At 63.2% G+C, this 20,824-nt stretch carries 18 protein-coding genes; 13 read left to right on the forward strand and 5 right to left on the reverse strand.

What is annotated here, in order from left to right; all coding sequences use genetic code 11:
- Positions 1–31: 31 nt before the first annotated feature.
- Entirely contained in the window at positions 32–367 is a 336-nt protein-coding gene (locus ACUXUR_RS06775) for a hypothetical protein (protein WP_445501580.1), read from the reverse strand.
- A gap of 162 nt (positions 368–529) precedes the next feature.
- Between ACUXUR_RS06775 and ACUXUR_RS06780 the strand changes: the two genes are divergently transcribed.
- From ACUXUR_RS06780 to ACUXUR_RS06795, 4 genes are all read left to right on the forward strand, one after another.
- Positions 530–1,414: a S49 family peptidase gene (locus tag ACUXUR_RS06780; RefSeq protein ID WP_445501581.1), complete on the forward strand. Its 885-nt coding sequence runs from the start codon at positions 530–532 to the stop codon at positions 1,412–1,414.
- 174 nt (positions 1,415–1,588) lie between these two features.
- The gene (locus ACUXUR_RS06785) at positions 1,589–2,530 is read left to right on the forward strand and encodes a glycine--tRNA ligase subunit alpha (RefSeq protein WP_445501582.1); all 942 of its coding nucleotides are present in this window, start codon (positions 1,589–1,591) and stop codon (positions 2,528–2,530) included.
- A 48-nt stretch (positions 2,531–2,578) separates the two neighbouring features.
- Complete coding sequence (gene glyS, locus ACUXUR_RS06790; RefSeq protein WP_445501583.1) at positions 2,579–4,834, forward strand: glycine--tRNA ligase subunit beta; 2,256 nt, start codon at positions 2,579–2,581, stop codon at positions 4,832–4,834.
- Between the two features lie 95 nt (positions 4,835–4,929).
- Positions 4,930–5,577 (forward strand): L,D-transpeptidase, encoded by a 648-nt coding sequence (locus ACUXUR_RS06795; protein WP_445501584.1) that lies wholly within the window; start codon positions 4,930–4,932, stop codon positions 5,575–5,577.
- A 79-nt stretch (positions 5,578–5,656) separates the two neighbouring features.
- Here ACUXUR_RS06795 and ACUXUR_RS06800 read toward each other — a convergent pair whose 3' ends face one another.
- On the reverse strand, positions 5,657–7,306 hold the full coding sequence (locus ACUXUR_RS06800) for a calcium-binding protein (protein WP_445501585.1): 1,650 nt from the start codon (positions 7,304–7,306) through the stop codon (positions 5,657–5,659).
- A gap of 258 nt (positions 7,307–7,564) precedes the next feature.
- Between ACUXUR_RS06800 and ppdK the strand changes: the two genes are divergently transcribed.
- The 3 genes from ppdK to ACUXUR_RS06815 are packed head-to-tail and all read left to right on the forward strand — an operon-like array spanning position 7,565 to position 10,878.
- Positions 7,565–10,243, forward strand: a complete 2,679-nt coding sequence (gene ppdK, locus ACUXUR_RS06805; RefSeq protein WP_445501586.1) for a pyruvate, phosphate dikinase — start codon at positions 7,565–7,567, stop codon at positions 10,241–10,243.
- Entirely contained in the window at positions 10,244–10,507 is a 264-nt protein-coding gene (locus tag ACUXUR_RS06810; protein ID WP_445501587.1) for a hypothetical protein, read from the forward strand.
- Between the two features lie 23 nt (positions 10,508–10,530).
- A complete protein-coding gene (locus tag ACUXUR_RS06815) occupies positions 10,531–10,878 on the forward strand; it encodes a GFA family protein (protein ID WP_445501588.1) in 348 nt (115 codons plus the stop codon).
- 194 nt (positions 10,879–11,072) lie between these two features.
- Here ACUXUR_RS06815 and ACUXUR_RS06820 read toward each other — a convergent pair whose 3' ends face one another.
- Complete coding sequence (locus tag ACUXUR_RS06820) at positions 11,073–11,474, reverse strand: hypothetical protein (RefSeq protein WP_445501589.1); 402 nt, start codon at positions 11,472–11,474, stop codon at positions 11,073–11,075.
- 123 nt (positions 11,475–11,597) lie between these two features.
- On the opposite strand from ACUXUR_RS06820, the gene ACUXUR_RS06825 reads away from it, so the two are divergent.
- The 4 genes from ACUXUR_RS06825 to acuI all read left to right on the forward strand — a co-directional run bounded on the left by ACUXUR_RS06825 (position 11,598) and on the right by acuI (position 16,224).
- Complete coding sequence (locus ACUXUR_RS06825) at positions 11,598–12,437, forward strand: helix-turn-helix domain-containing protein (protein WP_445501590.1); 840 nt, start codon at positions 11,598–11,600, stop codon at positions 12,435–12,437.
- A gap of 132 nt (positions 12,438–12,569) precedes the next feature.
- Positions 12,570–13,772 (forward strand): cell wall hydrolase, encoded by a 1,203-nt coding sequence (locus tag ACUXUR_RS06830; protein ID WP_445501591.1) that lies wholly within the window; start codon positions 12,570–12,572, stop codon positions 13,770–13,772.
- Positions 13,773–13,908: 136 nt separating this feature from the next.
- The gene (locus ACUXUR_RS06835; protein ID WP_445501592.1) at positions 13,909–15,150 is read left to right on the forward strand and encodes an MFS transporter; all 1,242 of its coding nucleotides are present in this window, start codon (positions 13,909–13,911) and stop codon (positions 15,148–15,150) included.
- An 87-nt stretch (positions 15,151–15,237) separates the two neighbouring features.
- On the forward strand, positions 15,238–16,224 hold the full coding sequence (gene acuI, locus ACUXUR_RS06840; RefSeq protein ID WP_445501593.1) for an acrylyl-CoA reductase (NADPH): 987 nt from the start codon (positions 15,238–15,240) through the stop codon (positions 16,222–16,224).
- On the opposite strand, the gene ACUXUR_RS06845 is transcribed toward acuI, so the two are convergent.
- On the reverse strand, positions 16,188–17,153 hold the full coding sequence (locus ACUXUR_RS06845; RefSeq protein ID WP_445501594.1) for a LysR family transcriptional regulator: 966 nt from the start codon (positions 17,151–17,153) through the stop codon (positions 16,188–16,190). The two genes, acuI and ACUXUR_RS06845, sit on opposite strands and share 37 nt — an antisense overlap.
- Positions 17,154–17,326: 173 nt before the next feature.
- Between ACUXUR_RS06845 and wrbA the strand changes: the two genes are divergently transcribed.
- Positions 17,327–17,929, forward strand: a complete 603-nt coding sequence (gene wrbA / locus ACUXUR_RS06850) for an NAD(P)H:quinone oxidoreductase (protein ID WP_445501595.1) — start codon at positions 17,327–17,329, stop codon at positions 17,927–17,929.
- A 20-nt stretch (positions 17,930–17,949) separates the two neighbouring features.
- On the opposite strand, the gene ACUXUR_RS06855 is transcribed toward wrbA, so the two are convergent.
- Positions 17,950–18,921 carry an L-threonylcarbamoyladenylate synthase gene (locus ACUXUR_RS06855; RefSeq protein WP_445501596.1) on the reverse strand — a complete coding sequence of 324 codons (972 nt, stop codon included), beginning with the start codon at positions 18,919–18,921 and terminating at the stop codon, positions 17,950–17,952.
- Between the two features lie 120 nt (positions 18,922–19,041).
- Between ACUXUR_RS06855 and ACUXUR_RS06860 the strand changes: the two genes are divergently transcribed.
- Positions 19,042–20,820, forward strand: coding sequence for an acyl-CoA dehydrogenase (locus ACUXUR_RS06860; protein WP_445501597.1), 1,779 nt, complete (start codon positions 19,042–19,044; stop codon positions 20,818–20,820).
- The last annotated feature ends 4 nt before the right edge of the window (positions 20,821–20,824 follow it).

The following is a 20,824-nucleotide window of genomic DNA, read 5'->3' on the forward strand; positions in this document are numbered from 1 at the left end:
AAAGGGCGCCGGAGGGCGCCCTTCTCCAGGATTACCAACGGTAGCCGGGCCTGCGAACCGTGCGGCAGACCTCGACCGGACGGCGGACCCAGCGGTAGCCGTTCCAGACGCGCTGGCGCTCGAACCAGCAGCGACGGGCCACGCGCACCGGGCGATAAGCCGGGTAGGGGCGATAGCCGTAGCGGCGGTAATGAGGGCGACCATATTCATGGCGGACGGTGACAGGACCGGCGCGGTATTCCACAGCAGGGGCCCGGTAGCCATAACCGTAGCCGCCGTAATAAGGCTGAGCCTCAGCCTGCGGAGCCGACAGGGCTCCAAGACCAAGGGTGGCAAATCCAAGAAGGCCGACAAGCAGCTTGCGCATGTTACTCTCTCCTGAGCCGCTCACGGTCTTGCCTGAAGCGGCGCTTGGGTTGAATGTTGTCCATGCTGAATCTTTAAGCGCTCTTAACTGAACGAAACCCGAAACATTCCCTAACGGAATGTTCATCTTGGGAAGCTCCGCAGCACGCACTACATGAAGGCCATGGCTCAGACATCTCTTTCCTCCATGCTTCCGGCTCGCCTTCAGTTCCTCCTTCCAAGTCGGTACCGTAGCTATCGCACCCCCATCGTGCCGGTCCTGCGCCTGTCGGGCGCCATCGGAGCTGTCATGCCGTTCCGCTCAGGCTTGGCCATGGCGAACGTGGCCTCCATGCTGGACCGGGCGTTTTCCGTGCCCGGCGCGACGGCCGTTGCCATCGTCGTCAATTCTCCCGGCGGATCGGCGGCCCAGTCACACCTGATCTACAAGCGCATCCGGGCCTATGCGGAGGAGAAGAAGATCCCCGTTCTCGCCTTCGTGGAGGATGCGGCGGCCTCCGGCGGCTATATGATCGCCTGCGCGGCGGATGAGATTTATGCCGATCCGGCCTCCATCGTAGGATCCATCGGTGTGGTGTCCGCAAGCTTCGGCTTCCAGGAACTGATCGCCCGCATCGGCGTGGAGCGGCGCGTGCATACGGCAGGCGAGAGCAAGGCCATGCTCGACCCGTTCAGGCCAGAAAATCCCGAGGACGTCGCGCGCCTGAAAGGTCTCCAGCGCAAGATTCATGAGGTCTTCGTGGAGCTTGTCCGCAGCCGCCGGGGGGCGAAGCTCAACGATTCTTACGAGGATCTCTTCTCCGGCGCCTTCTGGGTGGGGGCGGAGGCAGTCGATCTCGGCCTCATCGACGGCCTGGGCGATATCCGCTCCATCATTCGCCAGCGCTTCGGCGAGAATGTGCAGTTCCGCATGATCGAGCCCGCCCGTCCACCGCTGCTGGGCCGCCTGCTCGGCCGCCGGGCCGTGACAGGGGGCAGCCTCATCGACCCCTCCGAGGTGGTGGGGGCGCTGGAGGAGAGGGCTGTCTGGGCAAGGCTGGGTTTGTAGGTGCTTCGTCATCCCCGGGCTCGTCCCGGGGATCCACGCCTTCTGCCGTTGTGGTTCAAAGACGTGGATGGCCGGGTCAAGCCCGGCCATGACGGCGGATGCACCCCGCGCTTGACTTGGAGCCCCCATCATCCCAAGGGTTCGCCTGACATTTTCAAAGACTGGACGCTATTGATGACGAGCGAACCCGCGCACATGAATCCCGCGCGCTCTTTCCAGGGCCTGATCCTCACGCTCCAGCGCTATTGGGCGGAGCAGGGCTGCGTCATTCTCCAGCCCTACGACATGGAAGTCGGCGCAGGCACCTTCCACCCGGCCACGACCTTGCGGGCTCTGGGTCCCAAGCCCTGGCGTGCGGCCTATGTGCAGCCCTCCCGCCGCCCGAAGGACGGCCGCTATGGCGAGAACCCGAACCGCCTTCAGCATTATTATCAGTTCCAGGTGATCCTGAAGCCGAATCCGCCGAACCTGCAGGAACTCTATCTCGGCTCGCTCCAGGCGATCGGCATCGACACCGCAATCCACGATGTCCGTTTCGTGGAGGACGACTGGGAGAGCCCGACGCTCGGCGCCTGGGGTCTTGGGTGGGAATGCTGGTGCGACGGCATGGAAGTGTCGCAGTTCACCTACTTCCAGCAGGTGGCGGGCTTCGAATGCTCGCCGGTCGCAGGCGAACTCACCTACGGTCTCGAGCGCCTCGCCATGTATCTGCAGGGCGTGGAGTCGATCTACGATCTCAACTTCAACGGCCAGGACGGCGACCAGAAGGTCACCTACGGCGATGTGTTCCTGCAGGCCGAGCAGGAATATTCGCGCCACAACTTCGAATACGCCGACACCGAGATGCTCTTCCGTCACTTCCGTGACGCGGAAACTGCCTGCCGCAAGTACCTGGAAGCGGGCGAGCCTCGGTCAGGCTCCAACGACAGCCGCCATCTCATGGCGCTGCCGGCCTACGACCAGTGCATCAAGGCCAGCCACGTGTTCAACCTGCTCGACGCGCGCGGCGTGATCTCCGTCACCGAGCGCCAGAGCTATATCCTGCGCGTCCGCGAACTGGCGAAAGCCTGCGGCGCGGCATGGCTGAAGACCGAGGGCGGGGGCGTGGCTGCTTAAAAGCCACGCGCTCACCCGTTCCCTCAACATGTAGTTTGTAAATCTCCCATGCCCGATCTTCTCATTGAACTCTTTTCCGAAGAAATCCCCGCCCGCATGCAGCGCCGCGCGGCGGAGGATTTGAAGAAGCTTGTGACCGACGCGCTCGTGGAGCGCGGCTTCCTCTATGAGGGCGCACAGGCCTCCTCCACGCCGCGTCGCCTTGCGCTCACCATCATGGGCCTGCCCGTGAAGGGCCGGGACGTGCGCGAGGAGCGCAAAGGTCCGCGCGTCGGTTCGCCCGATGCAGCGATCCAGGGCTTCCTGAAGGGGGCAGGGCTCGCCTCCCTCGACCAGGCGAAGATCGAGAGCGATCCGAAGAAGGGCGAGTTCTACGTTGCCGTCATCGAGAAGCCCGGCCGCGCGACGACGGACGTGCTGGCCGAGATCCTGCCGCAGATCATCAAGACATTCCCCTGGCCGAAATCGATGCGCTGGGGCGCGGCGTCCCGTGAGCCGGGTTCGTTGCGCTGGGTGCGTCCGCTGCAATCGATCCTCTGCACCTTCGGTCCCGAGACTGAGGATCCGGAGGTCGTGCGCTTCGAAGTGGATGGAACCGTTTCGGGCGATGTCACTTACGGCCACCGCTTCCTCGCCCCTGGCCCGATCCGCGTGAGGCGCTTCGACGATTACATGCCTGCGCTCGAACGCGCGAAGGTCGTGCTCGATGCGGACCGCCGCAAGGACATGATCCTGCACGATGCGAAGGACCTCGCTTTCGCGCAGGGCCTTGAACTCGTCGAGGATGAGGGCCTGCTCGAAGAGGTGGCCGGACTGGTCGAATGGCCCGTGGTGCTGATGGGCTCCTTCGACGAAGGCTTCCTCGACATTCCGCCGGAAGTGATCCGCACCACCATTCGCGTGAACCAGAAATGCTTCGTGCTGCGCGACCCTGCGACCGGCAAGCTCGCCAACCGTTTTCTCCTCACCTCCAACCTCATCGCGACCGATGGCGGCAGGACGATCATCAGCGGCAATGAGCGTGTGGTGCGCGCGCGTCTGTCCGATGCCAAGTTCTTCTGGGAGACGGACCAGCGCGTGAAGCTGGAAGATCGTCTCGAGAAGCTCAAAGCCATCGTGTTCCACGAAAAGCTCGGCACGCAATATGAGCGCGTGGAGCGCATTGCCGCGCTTAGCAAAGAGCTCGCGCCCATCGTCGGTGCCGATGCGGCGCTCGCCGAGCGTGCCGCGCGACTCGCCAAGGCCGATCTCGTCACCGAGATGGTCGGCGAATTTCCCGAGCTGCAGGGCCTCATGGGCCGCTACTATGCGACGCTCCAGGGCGAGAACGCGTCCGTCGCAGCGGCCATCGAAGAGCACTACAAGCCGCTCGGGCCCTCGGACCGCGTGCCGACCGATCCCGTATCGGTGGCCGTGGCGCTCGCCGACAAGATCGATACGCTCGTGGGTTTCTGGGCGATTGATGAAAAGCCCACCGGATCGAAGGATCCTTATGCGCTGCGTCGCGCGGCGCTCGGCGTGATCAGGCTCGTGCTCGAGAACAACATCAAGCTGCCGCTGCTCTCTCTGCTTGCAAAGCCTTTCGCTCGCGATGCGAAGGATGTGCTCTTCGAGGAATTCCTGCAGATCAAGAAGCTCGTCGAGGCCATCGAGGACAGCGCTTTCGCGTCGCTCGTGTCTCATCCGGCGCTTCCGGATCTTGAAGCCATCTTCCGCCAGCGGCAGCTTGGAAATGCGGAGAGCCTTGCGCGCATCATGTATCTGCGCGCGCTCGATCTCCTCTCCTTCTTCGCCGACCGGCTGAAGGTCTATCTGCGCGATCAGGGTGCGCGTCACGACCTCATCGATGCGGTGTTCTCGCTCGAAGGCCAGGATGATCTGCTCATGATCGTCCGTCGCGTCGAAGCGCTCGGCCGCTTCCTCGACACGGAGGATGGTGCGAATCTGCTCGCCGGCTATCGCCGCGCGGCGAATATCCTGCGCATTGAGGAGAAGAAGGACGGTCGCGCCTATGACGAGGCGCCCGATCTCCAAATCGTGAACGACCAGGGCCAGATCGAGGAAAAGGCGCTCGCGGTCGTTCTCCATGGTGCGAAGGAAGAAGCCAGAAAAGCTGTCGAATCGGAAGATTTCGAGGGTGCGATGCGCGCTTTGTCCCGTCTGCGCCAGCCCGTGGATGCGTTTTTCGACAAAGTGACGGTGAATGCGGAGGATGCAGGCCTTCGCGCGAACCGCCTGCGTCTCCTCAACAGCATCCGCGAGGCGACCCGGACGGTGGCGGATTTCTCCCGGATCGAGGGGTAATAAAGTTAATTCCTATCAAGGTGTTGCATGAGGGGCACAGCCAAAGGCTCCTCATCGCTCTAGGTAATCGGCAACACCTTTCCGGTAGATTCACAATGATCCGACGCCTGCTTCTCGGCGCTCTGCTGAGCGCTTCTCTGTCCGCCTGCCAAACCGCTCAGCAGTCCGCGCCTGTCGAGGCCGCAGCCGCTGAAGACGCTGCTTGGTATATCGGCTCCATGCCCGACAAGCCGTTCGACGTCCCGCTCGTCGACCGCAGCCGCATGGAGCCGAAATATGCCCGTCAGACGGTGAGCTACGAGGGTCCGGAGAAGCCCGGCTCCATCGTAGTCGATATCGACCAGCGCATGCTCTACCTCGTGCAGCCCGACAGGAAGGCCATCCGCTACGGTGTCGGTGTCGGCAAGCAGGGCTTCTCCTGGAAGGGCGTGGCCTCCGTCGGCCGCAAGGGCGTGTGGCCCTCCTGGAGCCCCACCAAGACCATGAAGGGAATCAAGCCCGATCTGCCGGAATACCGTGAGGCTGGCCTCGACAATCCGCTCGGCGCCCGGGCACTCTATCTCTATCAGGACGGCCGGGACATCCTCTTCCGCATCCATGGCACGAACGAACCGTGGAGCATCGGCGAGCAGCTCTCTTCCGGCTGCGTGCGCATGCTCAACGAGGATGTCGTGGATCTTTATGAGCGGGTGCCCGTCGGCACCACGGTCTACGTAAAGCGCAACGGGCGCTACCGGGTGTGATCGCCTGAACTCAGTGTTGGCCTGTCGGTTTGCATTGAGGTGCCCCTCCCGCATCGGGACGGACGGGGCGCTCGTCTTGTCAGATCACGAAAAATGACGTGTGGGTCAGTGCCAGCTTCTTCGGGAGCGTGGCAAATTTGATCGGCGCCGATTCGCCGATCCCGTCCGGGTCGTAATAGAGCACACCCTTGATGCTGTCGTAGACGATACGATCCGACTTATCGTGGGCCTTGGCTCCCTTCCAGAAAGCTTCCTTTGAGAGCGCCATGGGCTTGGAGAGAGACCCGTTACCGACTCCTTTGAAGATCTTGTCGTCGAGCCAAATGACATCGCTCCGCGAGAAATCCACGAGATTGTCGACATTGCTGCGGCTGTTTAGCCGGGTTTCGAACACGAACACGTCCTTGCCGGTCCCTCCGATGAGAACGTCGTTCCCCTCAAGCCCGGACAAAGTATCCGAGCCGCCGTTGCCGGAAAGGCGATTGACGCCCGCATTCCCTGTGAGGACGTCGGCAACGGAGCCCGAGGTGACATTTTCGATCCCGATCAGGACGTCAAAACCGTGGCCGGTTCTCTGGGCCGTCGTAAACCTCAGATCGACGATGGTGATGGTCGCGCCTTCGAAAACGGCCGTGTCCACGCCAGCCCCGCCGTCCAGGATGTCATTGTCCATTCCTCCGGCCAGAACATCGTTCCCGCTGCCCCCCACGAGGGTGTCGTCACCCCTGTCGCCGATAAAGACGTTTGCGGCACCATTGCCCGTGAGACGATCCGCCATCACGCTCCCGGTGATGTTCTCGATATTGAGATAGATGTCGTTCCCCCAGTCGCCAGCTTGTGTGGTTGTGATGTTAAGATCAACAATTGCGCCGATCGTGCTGCCATCGAAGGTAACAGTGTCGATTCCGCTACCACCATCGATGAGGTCGTTGCCATACCATTGGCGAATGACTTCGTTTCCGGCACCTCCATAAAAGGTGTCGTTATCCTGTCCCATCTGGACAACGCCATGGATGGTGCCTTGCCGATTGTCGACGATATCGTTGCCGGCAGTGAGTTCCAGATTCCCGACGATCACACCACGATTGACGATCTGATCTACTCCCGCACTGCTCTGAACCGCAGTTCCGTTATTCGAGACGATGGATCCCGTATTGACTAGAACATTCAGAGCAGAGGAGGCAGCCAGTCCAAAAGTAACGCCGTGAGGACTTGTCACTGATCCAGAGTTTATGATCGTTGTGCTGAATCCATAGGCAACGATTCCGAATTCCGCGGCATTGATAGAACCGGCGTTTGTAACCATCAGATCCGTGCCCTGGATATCTGCTCCGATCCTGGCCGTGATCGAACCCGAATTAAGAACCGTATTGCTGTTCATTCCGCCAATACTGATTCCCCTGTTTTCGGCCGCAATTGCTCCATGATTGATGATCGTGGTATCGCCAGTCGCGACTCCAATTCCATTGCCCGCGCGGGCGGTCAGCGACGCGCCGGCATATAGGGTGACCCGGTAACTTGCTCGTGCGGTGGCACCGTCCAGGATACCCCAGTCGCCCTCGACGTTACCGTAAACCGCGATGCTTCCGCCGGCTCCAGCGGTCGCGTCGATTCCGTGCCTCCCCGTCGGGGCGACGACGGCGACCGTATTGACCATGAGCGAGGAAACGTCAGCAGTGAGGGTAACCGTGTCTTGCTGATTGGTATTGATGATGAGTGGAGTGGCCATAATTCTTTCCTGTCTCTCGATGGTACTTAATATTATTTCAATAATCCTCTAGGCGTAATATACTTTTGGTTGTGGATCGGGCCATGCGCGAGCCCGATATATGCAGTGCCGAGGGGGCGCAGAGTAAGGCCCTGTTCCGACCGCCTTTGAATCTGTTCTAGGAGGAACCTTGGCTGTTCAGCTTGCGTTTCGGTTCCATATGTTCCAAGCCAACACCTGCGCTGCAGCAGGGCGTATGATGAGCCAAGGGGTCGAGCGATGACGCAGTGGGTATACACCTTCGGAGACGGGAAGGCCGAAGGCCAGGCGGGAATGAAGAACCTGCTCGGCGGCAAGGGGGCGAACCTCGCCGAGATGTCCAATCTGGGGCTGCCGGTGCCGCCGGGCTTCACGATCACCACCGAAGTCTGCACCTATTACTACGACCATGGCCGCTCCTATCCGCAGGAGTTGAAGGCCCAAGTTGAAGACGCCCTGAATTTCGTCGGCCGCCTCACCGGCCGCAGCTTCGGCGATGCGAATAACCCGCTTCTCGTCTCCGTCCGCTCCGGCGCGCGCGCCTCGATGCCCGGCATGATGGACACGGTGCTCAATCTCGGCCTCAACGACGTGACCGTCGAGGCGCTGGCCAAGGGCGCGGGCGACACGCGCTTTGCTTACGATTCCTATCGCCGCTTCATCACCATGTATGCCAACGTGGTGCTCGACATCGGCCACCACCATTTCGAGGAAGTGCTCGACGAGTTCAAGGACCGCAAGGGCTACAGTCTCGACACGGATCTGTCCGCCGACGACTGGAAGAGCCTGATCCCGCGCTACAAGGATCTGGTCCAGAAGGAGCTGGGAAAACCATTCCCGCAGGATCCGCAGGAGCAGCTCTGGGGCGCCATCGGCGCCGTGTTCGGCTCGTGGATGAACAACCGCGCCATCAAGTACCGCGAGCTGCATGGCATTCCGGCGAGCTGGGGCACGGCGGTGAACGTGCAGGCCATGGTGTTCGGCAACATGGGCGAGACCTCCGCTACCGGCGTGGCGTTTACCCGCAATCCCTCCACCGGCGAGAAGCAGCTCTACGGCGAGTTCCTCATCAACGCGCAGGGCGAAGACGTGGTGGCGGGCATCCGCACGCCGCAGGACATCACGGAGGCCGCGCGCATCGCATCCGGCTCCGACAAGCCTTCGATGGAAAAGGCGATGCCGCAGGCCTATGCCGAGCTGGTACGGATCTACGGCATTCTGGAGAAACACTACCGTGACATGCAGGACATGGAATTCACGGTCGAAAAGGGCAAGCTCTGGATGCTCCAGACCCGCAACGGCAAGCGCACCGCAAAGGCGGCGCTCCGTATCGCGGTGGAGCTCGCTTCCGAGGGCCTGATCACGCAGGAAGAAGCGATCACCCGCGTCGAGCCCGCAGCACTCGATCAGCTTCTGCACCCGACCATCGACCCACAAGCCGAGCGCAGGATTCTCGCATCGGGCCTGCCGGCCTCGCCCGGCGCGGCCTCGGGCGAGATCGTGTTCAACTCGGATGATGCGGAGGCCGCGAAGAAGGCGGGCCGCAAGGTCATTCTCGTGCGCGTCGAAACCTCGCCGGAAGACATTCACGGCATGCATGCGGCCGAAGGCATTCTCACCACCCGCGGCGGCATGACCTCGCACGCGGCGGTGGTGGCGCGCGGCATGGGCAAGCCCTGCGTCTCCGGCGCAGGCTCGATCCGCGTCGATTACGCGGCGCAGACCATGACAGTGGCGGGGCAGACGCTTAAAAAAGGCGACGTCCTCACCATCGACGGCTCGAACGGGCAGGTGCTGCTCGGTCAGGTGACGATGCTTCAGCCTGAACTCTCCGGCGAGTTCGCGACGCTCATGGGCTGGGCCGACAAGGTGCGCCGCATGAAGGTGCGGGCCAATGCGGAAACGCCGCTCGATGCCAAGACCGCCCGCACCTTCGGCGCGGAAGGCATCGGACTGTGCCGCACGGAGCACATGTTCTTCGAGGGCGACCGCATCGTGGCGGTGCGCGAGATGATCCTCTCCGATGACGAGGCAGGACGCCGCGCCGCGCTCGCCAAGCTGCTGCCGATGCAGCGCAAGGACTTCGTCGAGCTGTTCACGATCATGAGCGGCCTGCCGGTCACGATCCGCCTGCTCGATCCGCCGCTGCACGAGTTCCTGCCGCACTCGGAGGAGGAGATGGCGGAGGTGGCGAAGGCCATGAACGCTTCCGTCGACAAGCTCAAGCGCCGCGCGATCGAGCTGCACGAGTTCAACCCGATGCTCGGCTTCCGCGGCTGCCGTCTGGCGGTGGCTTACCCCGAGATCGCCGAGATGCAGGCGCGCGCCATCTTCGAGGCGGCGGTGGAGGCCGGCCGCACGACCGGTCAGCCCGTTGTGCCGGAAGTCATGGTGCCGCTGGTCATGACGAAGCCGGAGCTCGATCTCGTGAAGGATCGCATTGTCGCGATGGCGGATGCCGTCGCCAAGGAATCCGGCGTGACGGTCGAGTATCAGGTTGGCACCATGATCGAGCTGCCGCGTGCGGCCCTGCGCGCCGGCGAGATCGCTCAATCGGCGGAGTTCTTCTCGTTCGGCACCAACGATCTCACGCAGACGACGCTCGGCATCTCGCGCGATGACGCGGCGTCGTTCCTTGGCCCCTACACACAAAAAGGCCTGCTGCCCGCCGATCCGTTCGTCACCATCGATCAGGACGGCGTGGGCGAATTGGTGAAGCTCGCGGCCGAGCGCGGCAGGACGACGAGGGCAAACATCAAGCTCGGCATCTGCGGCGAGCATGGCGGCGATCCGGCATCGATCCATTTTTGCCAGTCGGTCGGGCTCGACTACGTGTCCTGCTCGCCCTATCGCGTGCCGATCGCACGCCTGGCCGCCGCGCAGGCGGCCCTCGGCAACAGGGCCGCGAGCCAGGCGTAAATGGCCCTGTCTCGTATGCGTCTTCTCTATATCGGGGCGGTGCTGGTTTCCGGCATCGCCATCGGTTTTCTCGTCCGGCAAAACCCCGAATGGCAGCAGCTGGCCGTACCGCCGGCCGCATGGCCGTTCGCCGTGTCTCTGGTGATCGATCTCATCATCGGCCAGATGGCGGCGCAGGGCAGAACCGAACCGCTGACTATGAACGACCGCTTTATCGCGGTGATCGGCGCGGGCATCATCGTCACGCTGATGACGGCTCTATAAGAAAGATTTTAGGGGAACCAAGAATGGCTCTGCACAAAGGCTCTTGCCATTGCGGGAAAGTGGCGTTCGACGTCGAGACCGATCTTTCTCAGGTGATAGAGTGCAACTGCTCCATCTGCCGCAAGAAGGGCTACCTGCTGACCTTCGTGCCGCGCGAGGCAGTGACGGTGAGTGGCGAGGAGAGCCTTTCCACCTACACCTTCAACACGCACACCATCCGGCATCGTTTCTGCGCCGATTGCGGCACCGCCACTTTCGGCGAGGGCAAGCAGCCGACGGGAGAGGCTATGCTGGCCATCAATGTGCGCTGCCTGGATGGGGTTGAGCTGTCGGAGCTGAAACCCATCCCGTTCAACGGACGGGATCGGTAAGAGCCTCACGCTCCCGCTTCGTCATCCCGGACGAAGCGCAGCGAAGATCCGGGATCGTTTTCAGGATAGAGCGCCACATCACCTCTCCCCGGTGGGGAGAGGTGATGGTCCCGCGCCATTTTCGTTAAACGATCCCGGGTTCTGCTGCGCAGCCCCGGGATGACGCGTATTGATCGGCATGGGGTGGCAATGCATCACACCGCCGCTTCATGCGACCGCCGCAGGCCCATGATCTGAAGCTCCGCATACATCAGCACCACGAGTGCCTGCATGATCGCGAAGGCGTAGCCTGCATTGGTGGGCGAGACCCATCCGGTAACGAGGAGCAGCAGGCTGTCGGCAGCCCACAGGATGTTGCCGAGGATGACGGCCCATACGAGACCCTTGTACATCTCGTCGCGCAGGCTGAGCCAGGCGAGCAAAGCGACGTAAGGCAGCAGGACCGCACCTGCGCTGCGCAGAAGCATCTCCGGCAATCCGAGCAGATGCCCCAATGGTCCGGCAGCGAGCAGCATCAGCAGACCGAATGCGCCGCTCGTGGTGGCATCGGCCAGCAGGGCCTGGCGAAGAAGCGGGGAGGGATGGATCGTCGTCATGGCATGTTCCTTTCAGATCCGTCGGGCATCCCGACTGGGCTTGAGGATTGCGCAGGCAGGGAAGGCGGTCGATTACCTCGGAGGTCATGGAGTTGAGCGCGGCATCGCGTTATGGTCCCGCCTATGAAGTCAGCGAAGAACCAAAATCCTGCCACCCAGCATTTCGGCGATTACCTGCGTGAGTGGCGCCAGCGCCGCCGCATGAGCCAGATGGACCTCGCGTTGGATGCCGAGATCTCGACGCGGCACCTGAGCTTTCTCGAAACCGGCCGTTCGCAGCCGAGCCGGGAAATGGTGCAGCTCCTGGCCGAAAAGCTCGACATGCCCTTGCGCGAGCGCAACGTGATGCTGGCCTCTGCCGGTTTCGCGCCGGTCTATTCCGAACGCTCGCTCAATGACCCGGCTTTGCAGAGCATGCGCGCAGCCATCGATCTCGTGCTCAAAGGGCACGAGCCTTATCCCGCGCTCGCCGTCGACAGACACTGGTCGCTGGTCGCCGCCAACGAGGCATTGCACGCGCTCGTGCAGGGCGTCGATCCTGCGCTGCTGAAACCGCCTGTGAACGTGCTGCGTCTGAGCGTTCATCCCGCAGGCCTCGCACGGCGCATCGTGAACTTTTCCGAGTGGCGCGATCACCTGATCGCACGCCTGCATCATCAGGTGAACGTGACGGGCGATGCCGTGCTGTCTGCGCTGATCGAGGAGTTGCGCGCCTATCCTATTCCGGATGCCGCCAAGCGCATGTCTCATTCCAAACCGCATCATGCCGATATCGTCGTGCCGCTCCAGCTGATGACGGAGGAGGGCGTGCTCACCTTCTTCAGCACGACGACGGTTTTCGGCACGCCTGTCGACGTGACCCTGTCGGAACTTGCCATCGAGGCCTTCTTCCCCGCCGATGCGGAGACGGCCGATGCTTTGAGGCGCGTGGCCAAGAAGCGTCAGGCCGCCGCAGGAGCCTGACGCCCTTCAAGTCCCGTCTTAACCAGCCATCAACCTTAACCCCCGATAACCATAAGGAATGGAAGCTTTCTGTCCGATGCTTCCCTGGTTTGAGTGGGTGTTCGCGTGCGTCTTCGGAATCGTCGCTCTCGGGTGAGATGGATTTGCGCCACGACGGCGCCCTGGGCGCTGGCGACCGGCCTCCTGATCTCGTTCACAGCCTCTGCCAGCAACGACCCGCAGGCAGGCGTGAGCTTTGCGTCTCGTGGGCCTCTGGCGCGCCTGACCCAGACTGATCTCGTTCCTCCGATTACCACTTCCATTGCAGGCGGCCGCCTCGATCTCGGGCGCGATGTGTTTCGCTTTATTCCGCGTTACGATCTGCCCGATGACATGGCGAATGCCGTGCCGCCCAAGGCGGACCGCAAGGTGGATGCCGGCGCTGATCCGGAGGTCGACCGTTCTGCCAAGGGTGACCCTCTCGTTGCGCCGCATGTCACCCTGTCTCTGCGGGCCAAGCAGCTGCGTCCGGATCTCGCGCAGGTGAGCGGCTCGCGTCTTCTCTTCGGTCAGGACGAGCGCCTCCTGCCGCCCACGATTCTCATGGAAGGGCAGTTGGAGGCTCTCGAGATGGAGCAGGCTTTCGAGCCTTCGGAGATGCCTGAATTCACCACCACGCGCCAGGCTGTCTCGGTGCAGTCGCCGAGTGCGGCCGCTGCCGGTTCAACGGGTGCGGCGGCGAGCCCCACCACGCCCATCGTGAAGCGCGCGGTGGCTCTTTCCTCGACGACGCCCGCGCCGATGGAGGCGACGCCCATCGAGATCGCCGCGGCGCCCGTCTCGCTGCAATCGCCGCGTCTTGACAAGGGCGGTTACGGCACGAGCCTCGTGCCGAAATCGGATGACGTCGCGCCTCCGCGCTACGCGGATCTGATCGATCCCGACAACATGAGCAAGGAACAGCGCTGCCTAGCCGAGGCCGTCTATTTCGAAGCCCGCAGTGAACCGGAAGAGGGACAGGCCGCAGTCGCGCAGGTGGTCCTCAACCGCGTGAAGAGCGGACTCTACCCATCCTCGATCTGCGGCGTCGTCTACCAGAACCGCCACCGCCATCTCGCGTGCCAGTTCACATTCGCCTGCGAAGGCAAGGCCCTACGCGTGACCGACACCGTGTCCTGGGAGCGGGCCAAGCGGGTGGCAAGCGCCGTGCTCGAAGGCAAGACCTACCTCGCCGATGTGGGCGGGGCCACGCATTATCATGCGAATTATGTGCGCCCTTACTGGGCCCGCCGCCTCAAGAAGATGGACGTGATCGGTCGCCACATCTTCTACAAGCTCAAGCCGGGACAGACCTGAGGCAAGGGATTGCAGCCTGAAGGCAGGCCGCAATCCATCACGGTTTCTCATACTAAAGCCAATAAACTTTCAATATTGCTGATACTGCACTTCGGATAGTATCCGCCCTCCGATTTGCTGCCCGAGGGCCGTGCCAATGTCTGCACCTTCCACTCAATCCCGCGTCTCCCCGGAACTGATCGTTCTCGCCGGCTGCCTGATCGCGCTGATCACCTTCGGTCCGCGTGCTTCAGTAGGGCTGTTCCAGATCCCGATGACCACGGAGTTTGGCTGGGGTCGCGATACGTTCAGTCTGGCCATTGCCTTCCAGAACCTCCTCTGGGGCCTCGGCCAGCCTTTTGCCGGCGCGGTGGCGGATCGGTTCGGGGCGTTCAAGGTGCTCTGCGCCGGCGCCTTGCTCTATGCGCTCGGCCTCGTGGTGATGGCCTATGCGTCGACGCCCGGTGTCCTGCATCTGGGCGCCGGCGTTCTCATCGGCTTCGGTCTGTCGGGCTGCTCGTTCAATCTCGTGCTCGGCGCCTTCGGCAAGCTCCTGCCGGAGAAGTGGCGCCCCATGGCCTTCGGCGCGGGCACGGCGGCAGGTTCCTTCGGCCAGTTCCTGTTCCCGCCCATCGGCAACGTTCTCATCGATTCCTTCGGCTGGCATCAGGCGCTCGTGATCTTCTCCGCCTCCGTCCTTCTCGTGATGCCGCTGGCGCTCGCTCTTGCCACGCGACCGACGGCGGGCACGGCGGCTGCGGGCGCTGCCCATCTCCCGAACCAGTCGATCAAGCAGGCGCTGACGGAGGCTTTCCAGCATCGCTCCTATGTGCTGCTGGTGCTCGGCTTCTTCACCTGCGGCTTCCAGCTCGCCTTCATCACGGCGCATCTTCCGGCCTATCTGAAGGACGCGGGCCTCTCGGCTGCCGTCGGCGGATGGACGCTCGCCGTGATCGGTCTCGCCAATGCCTTCGGGTCACTCGGCTCGGGCTGGCTCTCCACCCGCATGTCGAAGCGCTGGCTGCTCGCCTGGATCTATCTCGGCCGCTCGGTGGCGATCGCGGCCTTCATCCTGCTGCCCGCGTCGCCCGTCACCTCGATTGCCTTCGGCATCTCCATCGGCCTCCTGTGGCTCTCCACCGTGCCGCCGACATCCTCCCTCGTGATGCTCATGTTCGGGACGCGCTACATGGCCATGCTCTATGGCTTCGCGTTCTTCTCGCACCAGGTCGGCGGCTTCCTCGGCGTGTGGCTCGGTGGAGAACTGTATGAGATCTATGGCAGCTACACGGTGGTGTGGTGGCTCTCGATTGCGCTCGGCATCGCCTCGGCCCTGATCAACCTGCCGATCAAGGAGCGCCCGGTCGAGCGCAGCCCAGCATTGCAGCCGGCCGAGTAAGATACTTCTCGTCCGAAGGGATGAGGTTCTCGACCTTGCTCCGATCCTTCCTCGCGCCAACAATCAGCGCAGGGAGGATTGATGCTCATGGCACCATTCAAAGCGCTCGTCATTGACAAGACCGAGGCAGGTCAGACTGTCGGCTTTCGTGAGTTCAACGAGGCCGATCTCATGGACGGCGATGTCACTGTTCTCGTGTCTCACTCGACGCTGAACTACAAGGACGGCCTGGCGCTCACCGGCAAGGCGCCGGTGGTGCGGCGCTTCCCGATGATCCCCGGCGTCGACCTCGTTGGCACGGTAGAGGCCTCATCAAATCCTGAATTCAAGCCCGGCGATGCGGTGATCCTCAACGGCTGGGGCTTGGGCGAGACGCATCTCGGTGCTTATGCGGAAAAGGTGCGCGTGAAAGGCGATTGGCTGATTCCGCTCCCCTCGGGCCTCACCCCTCATCAGGCCATGGCCATCGGCACGGCGGGCTACACGGCGATGCTCTGCCTGATGGCGCTCGAGAAGCACGGGCTGAAGCCCGAGCGCGGTCCTGCCATCGTGACCGGCGCCGTCGGCGGTGTCGGCTCCGTTGCCGTCGCATTGCTTGCACGGGCAGGCTGGCATGTGATCGCCTCGACCGGACGGCCCGAGGAAGCCGATTATCTCAAAGGCCTCGGCGCGGGCGAGATCCTTGAGCGCAGCGAACTCACCGGACCTGTGCGGCCCCTCGGCAAAGAGCGTTGGGCTGCGGGCGTCGATACGGTCGGCTCCATTCCGCTCGCCAATGTTCTGTCCATGACGAAATACAGCGGTGCGGTTGCAGCTTGCGGCTTGGCGGCCGGCATGGACCTGCCTGCAACCGTCGCGCCCTTCATTCTGCGCAACGTGGCTCTGCTTGGCGTCGATTCCGTGATGGCGCCCAAGGCACTTCGCCTCGAAGCCTGGAACCGTCTGGCGCACGAACTCGACCACGACAAGCTCGCCGCCATGACCTCCACCATCCCTCTTAACGAGGTGATGGAGGCGGGGCGCCGCATCGTGGCCGGTCAGATCAAGGGGCGCGTGGTGGTGGAGATCGCCTGATCGACGGGCTTCTTGCCGTTGCCCTCGATCCAGCGCCGCTGCTTGCCGATCTCGGTCGCCATGAAGTCCATGAAGGCGCGCACGCGTGCCGACTGGCGAAGGTCCGGATGGGTGAGCAGCCACAGGCCTGCTGAGAAGTCCGGGTTCACATCCGACAGGCGGACGAGATTCGGGCTCGCATCCGCAATGAAGCAGGGAAGCGGGCCGATGCCGAGACCGGCCTCGACCGCCTCTGCGAGGCCCAGCACCGTGTTCACCTTGTAGACGATGTTCTCCGGGGCGACGCGGTCGCGCACGAAGCGGGCCGCTTTCAGCGCTGCCAGATTGTCGCCAAGCGCGACCCAAGGGCGGTTGAAGAGTTCAGGGGAATTGAGATCGACCGGCTGATGCTGGTCGGGGAAATCCTGCAATCTTCCGTAGATCGCCCAGGCGATGGTGGCGACGCGCCGTCCGATGAGGGTTTCGGGCGGATCGTCCGTGGCACGGATCGCCACATCCGCATCGCGCTTCGAGAGGTTCAGCGCCTGGTTCGCGAGCACCACGTCGAGCCGCATGTCGGGGCAGGCTTTCACGAAGCGCGAGAAGATATGCGTCAGCAGGTGGACGAGAAGCGTGTCGTTCGTCGTCACGCGCAATTCACCGGCTGGGGCCACCGCTTGGCCCGCGAGCTTGCGGGTGAACGAGGTGACGTTCTCCTCCATCTGCTCAGCAAGCGCGGCCATTTCCTCCCCGGCAGGCGTCAGCACATAGCCGGTCCGGCGCCGCTCAAAGAGCTTGACGCCGAGATTTTCCTCCATCTGGCCAAGCCTGCGGAAAACCGTGGAGTGGTTGACCCCTAAACGCTCTGCCGCGCCCGCTAGGCCACTCGCCTCGGCGATGATCTTCACGAGCTTGAAATCGTCCCAGTCGAGCTGCTGTTGCTTCGCCATGTCTCTTGCATCGGTGCAATGGAAACCCTGCATATCTAACACTGGTTTTGCACACTGGAAAGCTTATATCCTATGTGCGTCACACAGTTGCAGAGAGGCCCTATCTCAGGCCAGCGCTAAGCTAGCCTGGAAACCCGCCCGTCTGCTCTCATTCCTTCGTATTGGAGAACTCAATGGCCAAGGTGCTTGTGCTGTATTATTCGTCATGGGGGCATATCGAGCAGATGGCTTATGCCGCCGCTGAAGGCGCGCGCGAGGCCGGTGCCGAGGTAGTGGTGAAGCGCGTGCCGGAACTCGTGCCCGCCGAGATCGCCCAGGCTGCCCATTACAAGACCGATCAGAAGGCTTCCATCGCTACCGTCGAGGAGCTGCCGGAATACGATGCCATCATCATCGGCACGCCGACCCGCTACGGCACGATGACGGCCCAGATGAAGAACTTCCTCGACCAGACCGGCGGTCTGTGGGCTCAAGGAAAGCTCATCGGCAAGGTCGGCTCGGTCTTCACCTCGACCGCCACCCAGCACGGCGGCCAGGAAGCCACGATCCTCACCACGCTGCCGGTGCTTCTGCATCACGGCATGGTGGTTGTCGGCCTGCCTTATTCCTTCCAGGGACAGATGGGCGTCGATCAGATCCGCGGCGGCTCGCCCTACGGCGCCTCGACCATCGCTGCCGGCGACGGCTCACGCCAGCCGAGCGAGATCGATCTCGACGGTGCCCGCTTCCAGGGCAAGCATGTCGCCCAGATCGCAGCCAAGCTCGCTGCGAAGTAAACGCTCACAAGCGGAGCGGTTCACCGCTCCGCTGCGGCCCGCCGAAGACGGTCGTTGATGGCCTCACCCAAGCCTGTCTCGGGAATCGGCGAGACGGCGATGGTCTGGGCGCCTGATGCATCGAGCTGCCTCAGATACGAGAACAGATGAGCGGCGGCCTCCTTGAGGTCGCCGTTTTCGCTGAGGTTGAGGCAAGCCTGCGCCTGCTCGCTCCCCTGCAGCGGAGCAGAGCCGAACAGCAAGGCAGCCTCGCCCGGCTGGATCTCCCTCGCGTTCAGGCGCACCTGCGCGCGCGGCGCGTAGTGGGATGCGAGCATGCCGGGAGCGAGCGGGCTCTTGCCTCCCTCAGAGCCGGTGTCGAGGCGCTGCCCGATGAGGGCTTCAATCGCCTCGCGCGGCACGCCGCCGGGGCGCAGCAGGCGCGGAGCGCCACCGAGACACGCGATGATCGTGGATTCGACACCCACATCCGACGCACCCCCATCGAGCACCGCATCAATGCGCCCATCGAGATCGCCCAAGACATGATCTGCATCGGTCGGGCTGACACGGCCCGAGCGATTGGCCGAAGGAGCGGCCACGGGGCGGCCGGTCGCGGCCAGAAGGGCATGGGCGAGGGGATGGGCCGGCACCCGCAGACCCACGCTGTCGAGACCGGCGCGGGCGAGGTCGGAAACCGTACAGGTGGGAGCCACCGGCACCACGAGAGTGAGGGGGCCGGGCCAGAAGGCCTCCGCCAGCCTCCCGGCGGTCTCGTCGAAGAGGCCCTGAACCTTCGCGGCTTCGAAGCTCTCCAGGTGCGAGATCAACGGGTTGAAGCTCGGACGCTCCTTGGCGGCATAGATGCCGGCCACCGCCTCCGCGTTGGTGGCATCCGCCCCCAGGCCATAGACTGTCTCCGTCGGGAAGGCCACGAGGCCGCCGCGCTTCAGGGTGGCGGCCGCCTCGGCAAGACCGGCTTCATCGGCCGTCAGACGTGCCGTCCGTAGCATTGACCCGTGATCGTTCACGTCTAAACTATTCCTTGCTCGGGGGAGATCATACCTTGGGCGGGTTTAATGGCGCGGGGGAACGCGTCAATATCAAAAGCCGATTGCTTGAGAGGAAATGCCATGAGCTACCGCGCTCCCGTGCCGGATATCGTCTTTACCATGCGCCATGTGGCTGGGTTCGACCGCGCTGTTGCCGATGGTCTCTATGGCGACCTCTCTGTTGATCTCGCCCAAACGATTCTGGAGGAGGCCGGCCGCTTTGCCAATGACGTGATCGCGCCGCTCAATCGCGAGGGCGACAAGCACGGCGCTACGGTGAAGGATGGTGCCGTCACCACCGCTCCCGGCTGGAAGGAGGTCTACAAGGCCTGGACGGAAGCAGGATGGAACGCGCTTCCCGGCCCTGTGGAATATGGGGGACAGGGCCTGCCGACGCTGTTGAACTCGGCCTGCATCGAGATGTGGAACTCCGCCTCCATGGCTTTCGGCATCGGCCCGGTGCTGACGCACGGCGCCATCGAGGCGATTGCTGCGCATGCCTCCGAAGACCTGAAGAGCCGCTATCTCGAAAAGCTCGTCTCCGGAGAATGGACGGCGACGATGAATCTCACTGAGCCGCAGGCGGGCTCCGATCTCGCGGCCCTGCGCTCCCGCGCCGAACCCATGGGCGACGGCACCTATCGGATCACGGGGCAGAAGATCTTCATCACCTATGGCGAGCACGATCTCACCGACAACATCATCCATCTCGTGCTGGCGCGTTTGCCCGATGCACCGGCGGGCACGCGCGGCATTTCGCTCTTCCTTGTTCCGAAGTTCCTGCCCGATGGCACGCGCAACGATGTCCGTTGCCATAGCCTTGAACACAAGCTCGGCATCCATGGCTCGCCCACCTGCACCATGATCTTCGGTGATAATGGCGGTGCCATCGGCTGGCTTGTGGGTGAGGAGAATCGCGGTCTCAACTGCATGTTCACGATGATGAACAATGCGCGCCTCGCGGTCGGCCTGCAGGGCGTCGCCATCGCCGAGCGCGCCTATCAGCAAGCGCTCGCTTACGCCAACGAGCGCCGCCAGGGCCGCGCCATCGGTGCTGCCGAGGGGATGAGCCCCATCATCGTGCACCCCGACATTCAGCGCAATCTTCTCACCATGAAGGCGCTCACCGCTGCCGCGCGCGCCATCTGCTACATGACGGCGGAGGCCATTGATCGTGCGCATCTGGAGCAGGATGCAGTGAGCCGCAAGAAGGCGCATGAGCGCGCGTCTCTGCTCACGCCGGTGGCGAAGGCTTTCTCCACCGATATCGGCATGGAGGTCGCGTCGCTTGGCGTGCAGGTCCACGGCGGCATGGGATTCATCGAGGAGACGGGGGCCGCGCAGCATTATCGCGATGCGCGCATCGCGCCGATTTACGAGGGCACCAACGGCATTCAGGCCATCGATCTCGTCACGCGCAAGCTGCCGCTCTCCGGTGGCGAGACGGTGCATGCGCAGATCGCCTCCATGCGCGCCGTCGTTACGCGCGTTTTGAAGGAGGGGACACCTGCTTTCGGCGCGACGGCCTCGCGTCTGCGCGATGCTATCGAAAGTCTGGATCGCGCAACGAGCTACATGCTTAAGGCCATCTCCTCGAATGCGCAGGGCGAGGCGCTGGCGGGTGCAACGCCTTACCTGCGCCTTTTCGGGTTCGCGCAAGGCGGCACGGCTCTGGCGGAGGCAGCGCTTGCGGCAAATGCCTTGATGGCCGGTGGCGACAAGGATCCTGCCCATGCGGGCCGCATCGCGCTGTGCCGCTTCTTCGCCGAGAACATCGCCGTCGGCGCGAAGGGTCTAGAAGACACGGTCTTGAGCGGCGCAGGATTCCTGCAGGATGCAACCCTGGCGCTGGCGAGCTGATCCC

Source organism: Microvirga medicaginis (assembly GCF_052658925.1).

Excerpts from the sequence above, each read along its gene's own strand:
- ACUXUR_RS06815 (WP_445501588.1), top strand. The coding sequence starts at position 10,531 with ATGGCTCTGCACAAAGGCTCTTGCCATTGCGGGAAAGTGGCGTTCGAC.
- wrbA (WP_445501595.1), top strand. The coding sequence starts at position 17,327 with ATGGCCAAGGTGCTTGTGCTGTATTATTCGTCATGGGGGCATATCGAG.
- ACUXUR_RS06820 (WP_445501589.1), bottom strand. The coding sequence starts at position 11,474 with ATGACGACGATCCATCCCTCCCCGCTTCTTCGCCAGGCCCTGCTGGCC.
- ACUXUR_RS06860 (WP_445501597.1), top strand. The coding sequence starts at position 19,042 with ATGAGCTACCGCGCTCCCGTGCCGGATATCGTCTTTACCATGCGCCAT.
- ACUXUR_RS06835 (WP_445501592.1), top strand. The coding sequence starts at position 13,909 with ATGTCTGCACCTTCCACTCAATCCCGCGTCTCCCCGGAACTGATCGTT.
- ACUXUR_RS06795 (WP_445501584.1), top strand. The coding sequence starts at position 4,930 with ATGATCCGACGCCTGCTTCTCGGCGCTCTGCTGAGCGCTTCTCTGTCC.
- ACUXUR_RS06855 (WP_445501596.1), bottom strand. The coding sequence starts at position 18,921 with ATGCTACGGACGGCACGTCTGACGGCCGATGAAGCCGGTCTTGCCGAG.
- acuI (WP_445501593.1), top strand. The coding sequence starts at position 15,238 with ATGGCACCATTCAAAGCGCTCGTCATTGACAAGACCGAGGCAGGTCAG.
- ACUXUR_RS06780 (WP_445501581.1), top strand. The coding sequence starts at position 530 with ATGGCTCAGACATCTCTTTCCTCCATGCTTCCGGCTCGCCTTCAGTTC.
- ACUXUR_RS06800 (WP_445501585.1), bottom strand. The coding sequence starts at position 7,306 with ATGGCCACTCCACTCATCATCAATACCAATCAGCAAGACACGGTTACC.
- ppdK (WP_445501586.1), top strand. The coding sequence starts at position 7,565 with ATGACGCAGTGGGTATACACCTTCGGAGACGGGAAGGCCGAAGGCCAG.
- ACUXUR_RS06825 (WP_445501590.1), top strand. The coding sequence starts at position 11,598 with ATGAAGTCAGCGAAGAACCAAAATCCTGCCACCCAGCATTTCGGCGAT.
- ACUXUR_RS06810 (WP_445501587.1), top strand. The coding sequence starts at position 10,244 with ATGGCCCTGTCTCGTATGCGTCTTCTCTATATCGGGGCGGTGCTGGTT.
- ACUXUR_RS06775 (WP_445501580.1), bottom strand. The coding sequence starts at position 367 with ATGCGCAAGCTGCTTGTCGGCCTTCTTGGATTTGCCACCCTTGGTCTT.
- glyS (WP_445501583.1), top strand. The coding sequence starts at position 2,579 with ATGCCCGATCTTCTCATTGAACTCTTTTCCGAAGAAATCCCCGCCCGC.
- ACUXUR_RS06785 (WP_445501582.1), top strand. The coding sequence starts at position 1,589 with ATGACGAGCGAACCCGCGCACATGAATCCCGCGCGCTCTTTCCAGGGC.
- ACUXUR_RS06845 (WP_445501594.1), bottom strand. The coding sequence starts at position 17,153 with ATGGCGAAGCAACAGCAGCTCGACTGGGACGATTTCAAGCTCGTGAAG.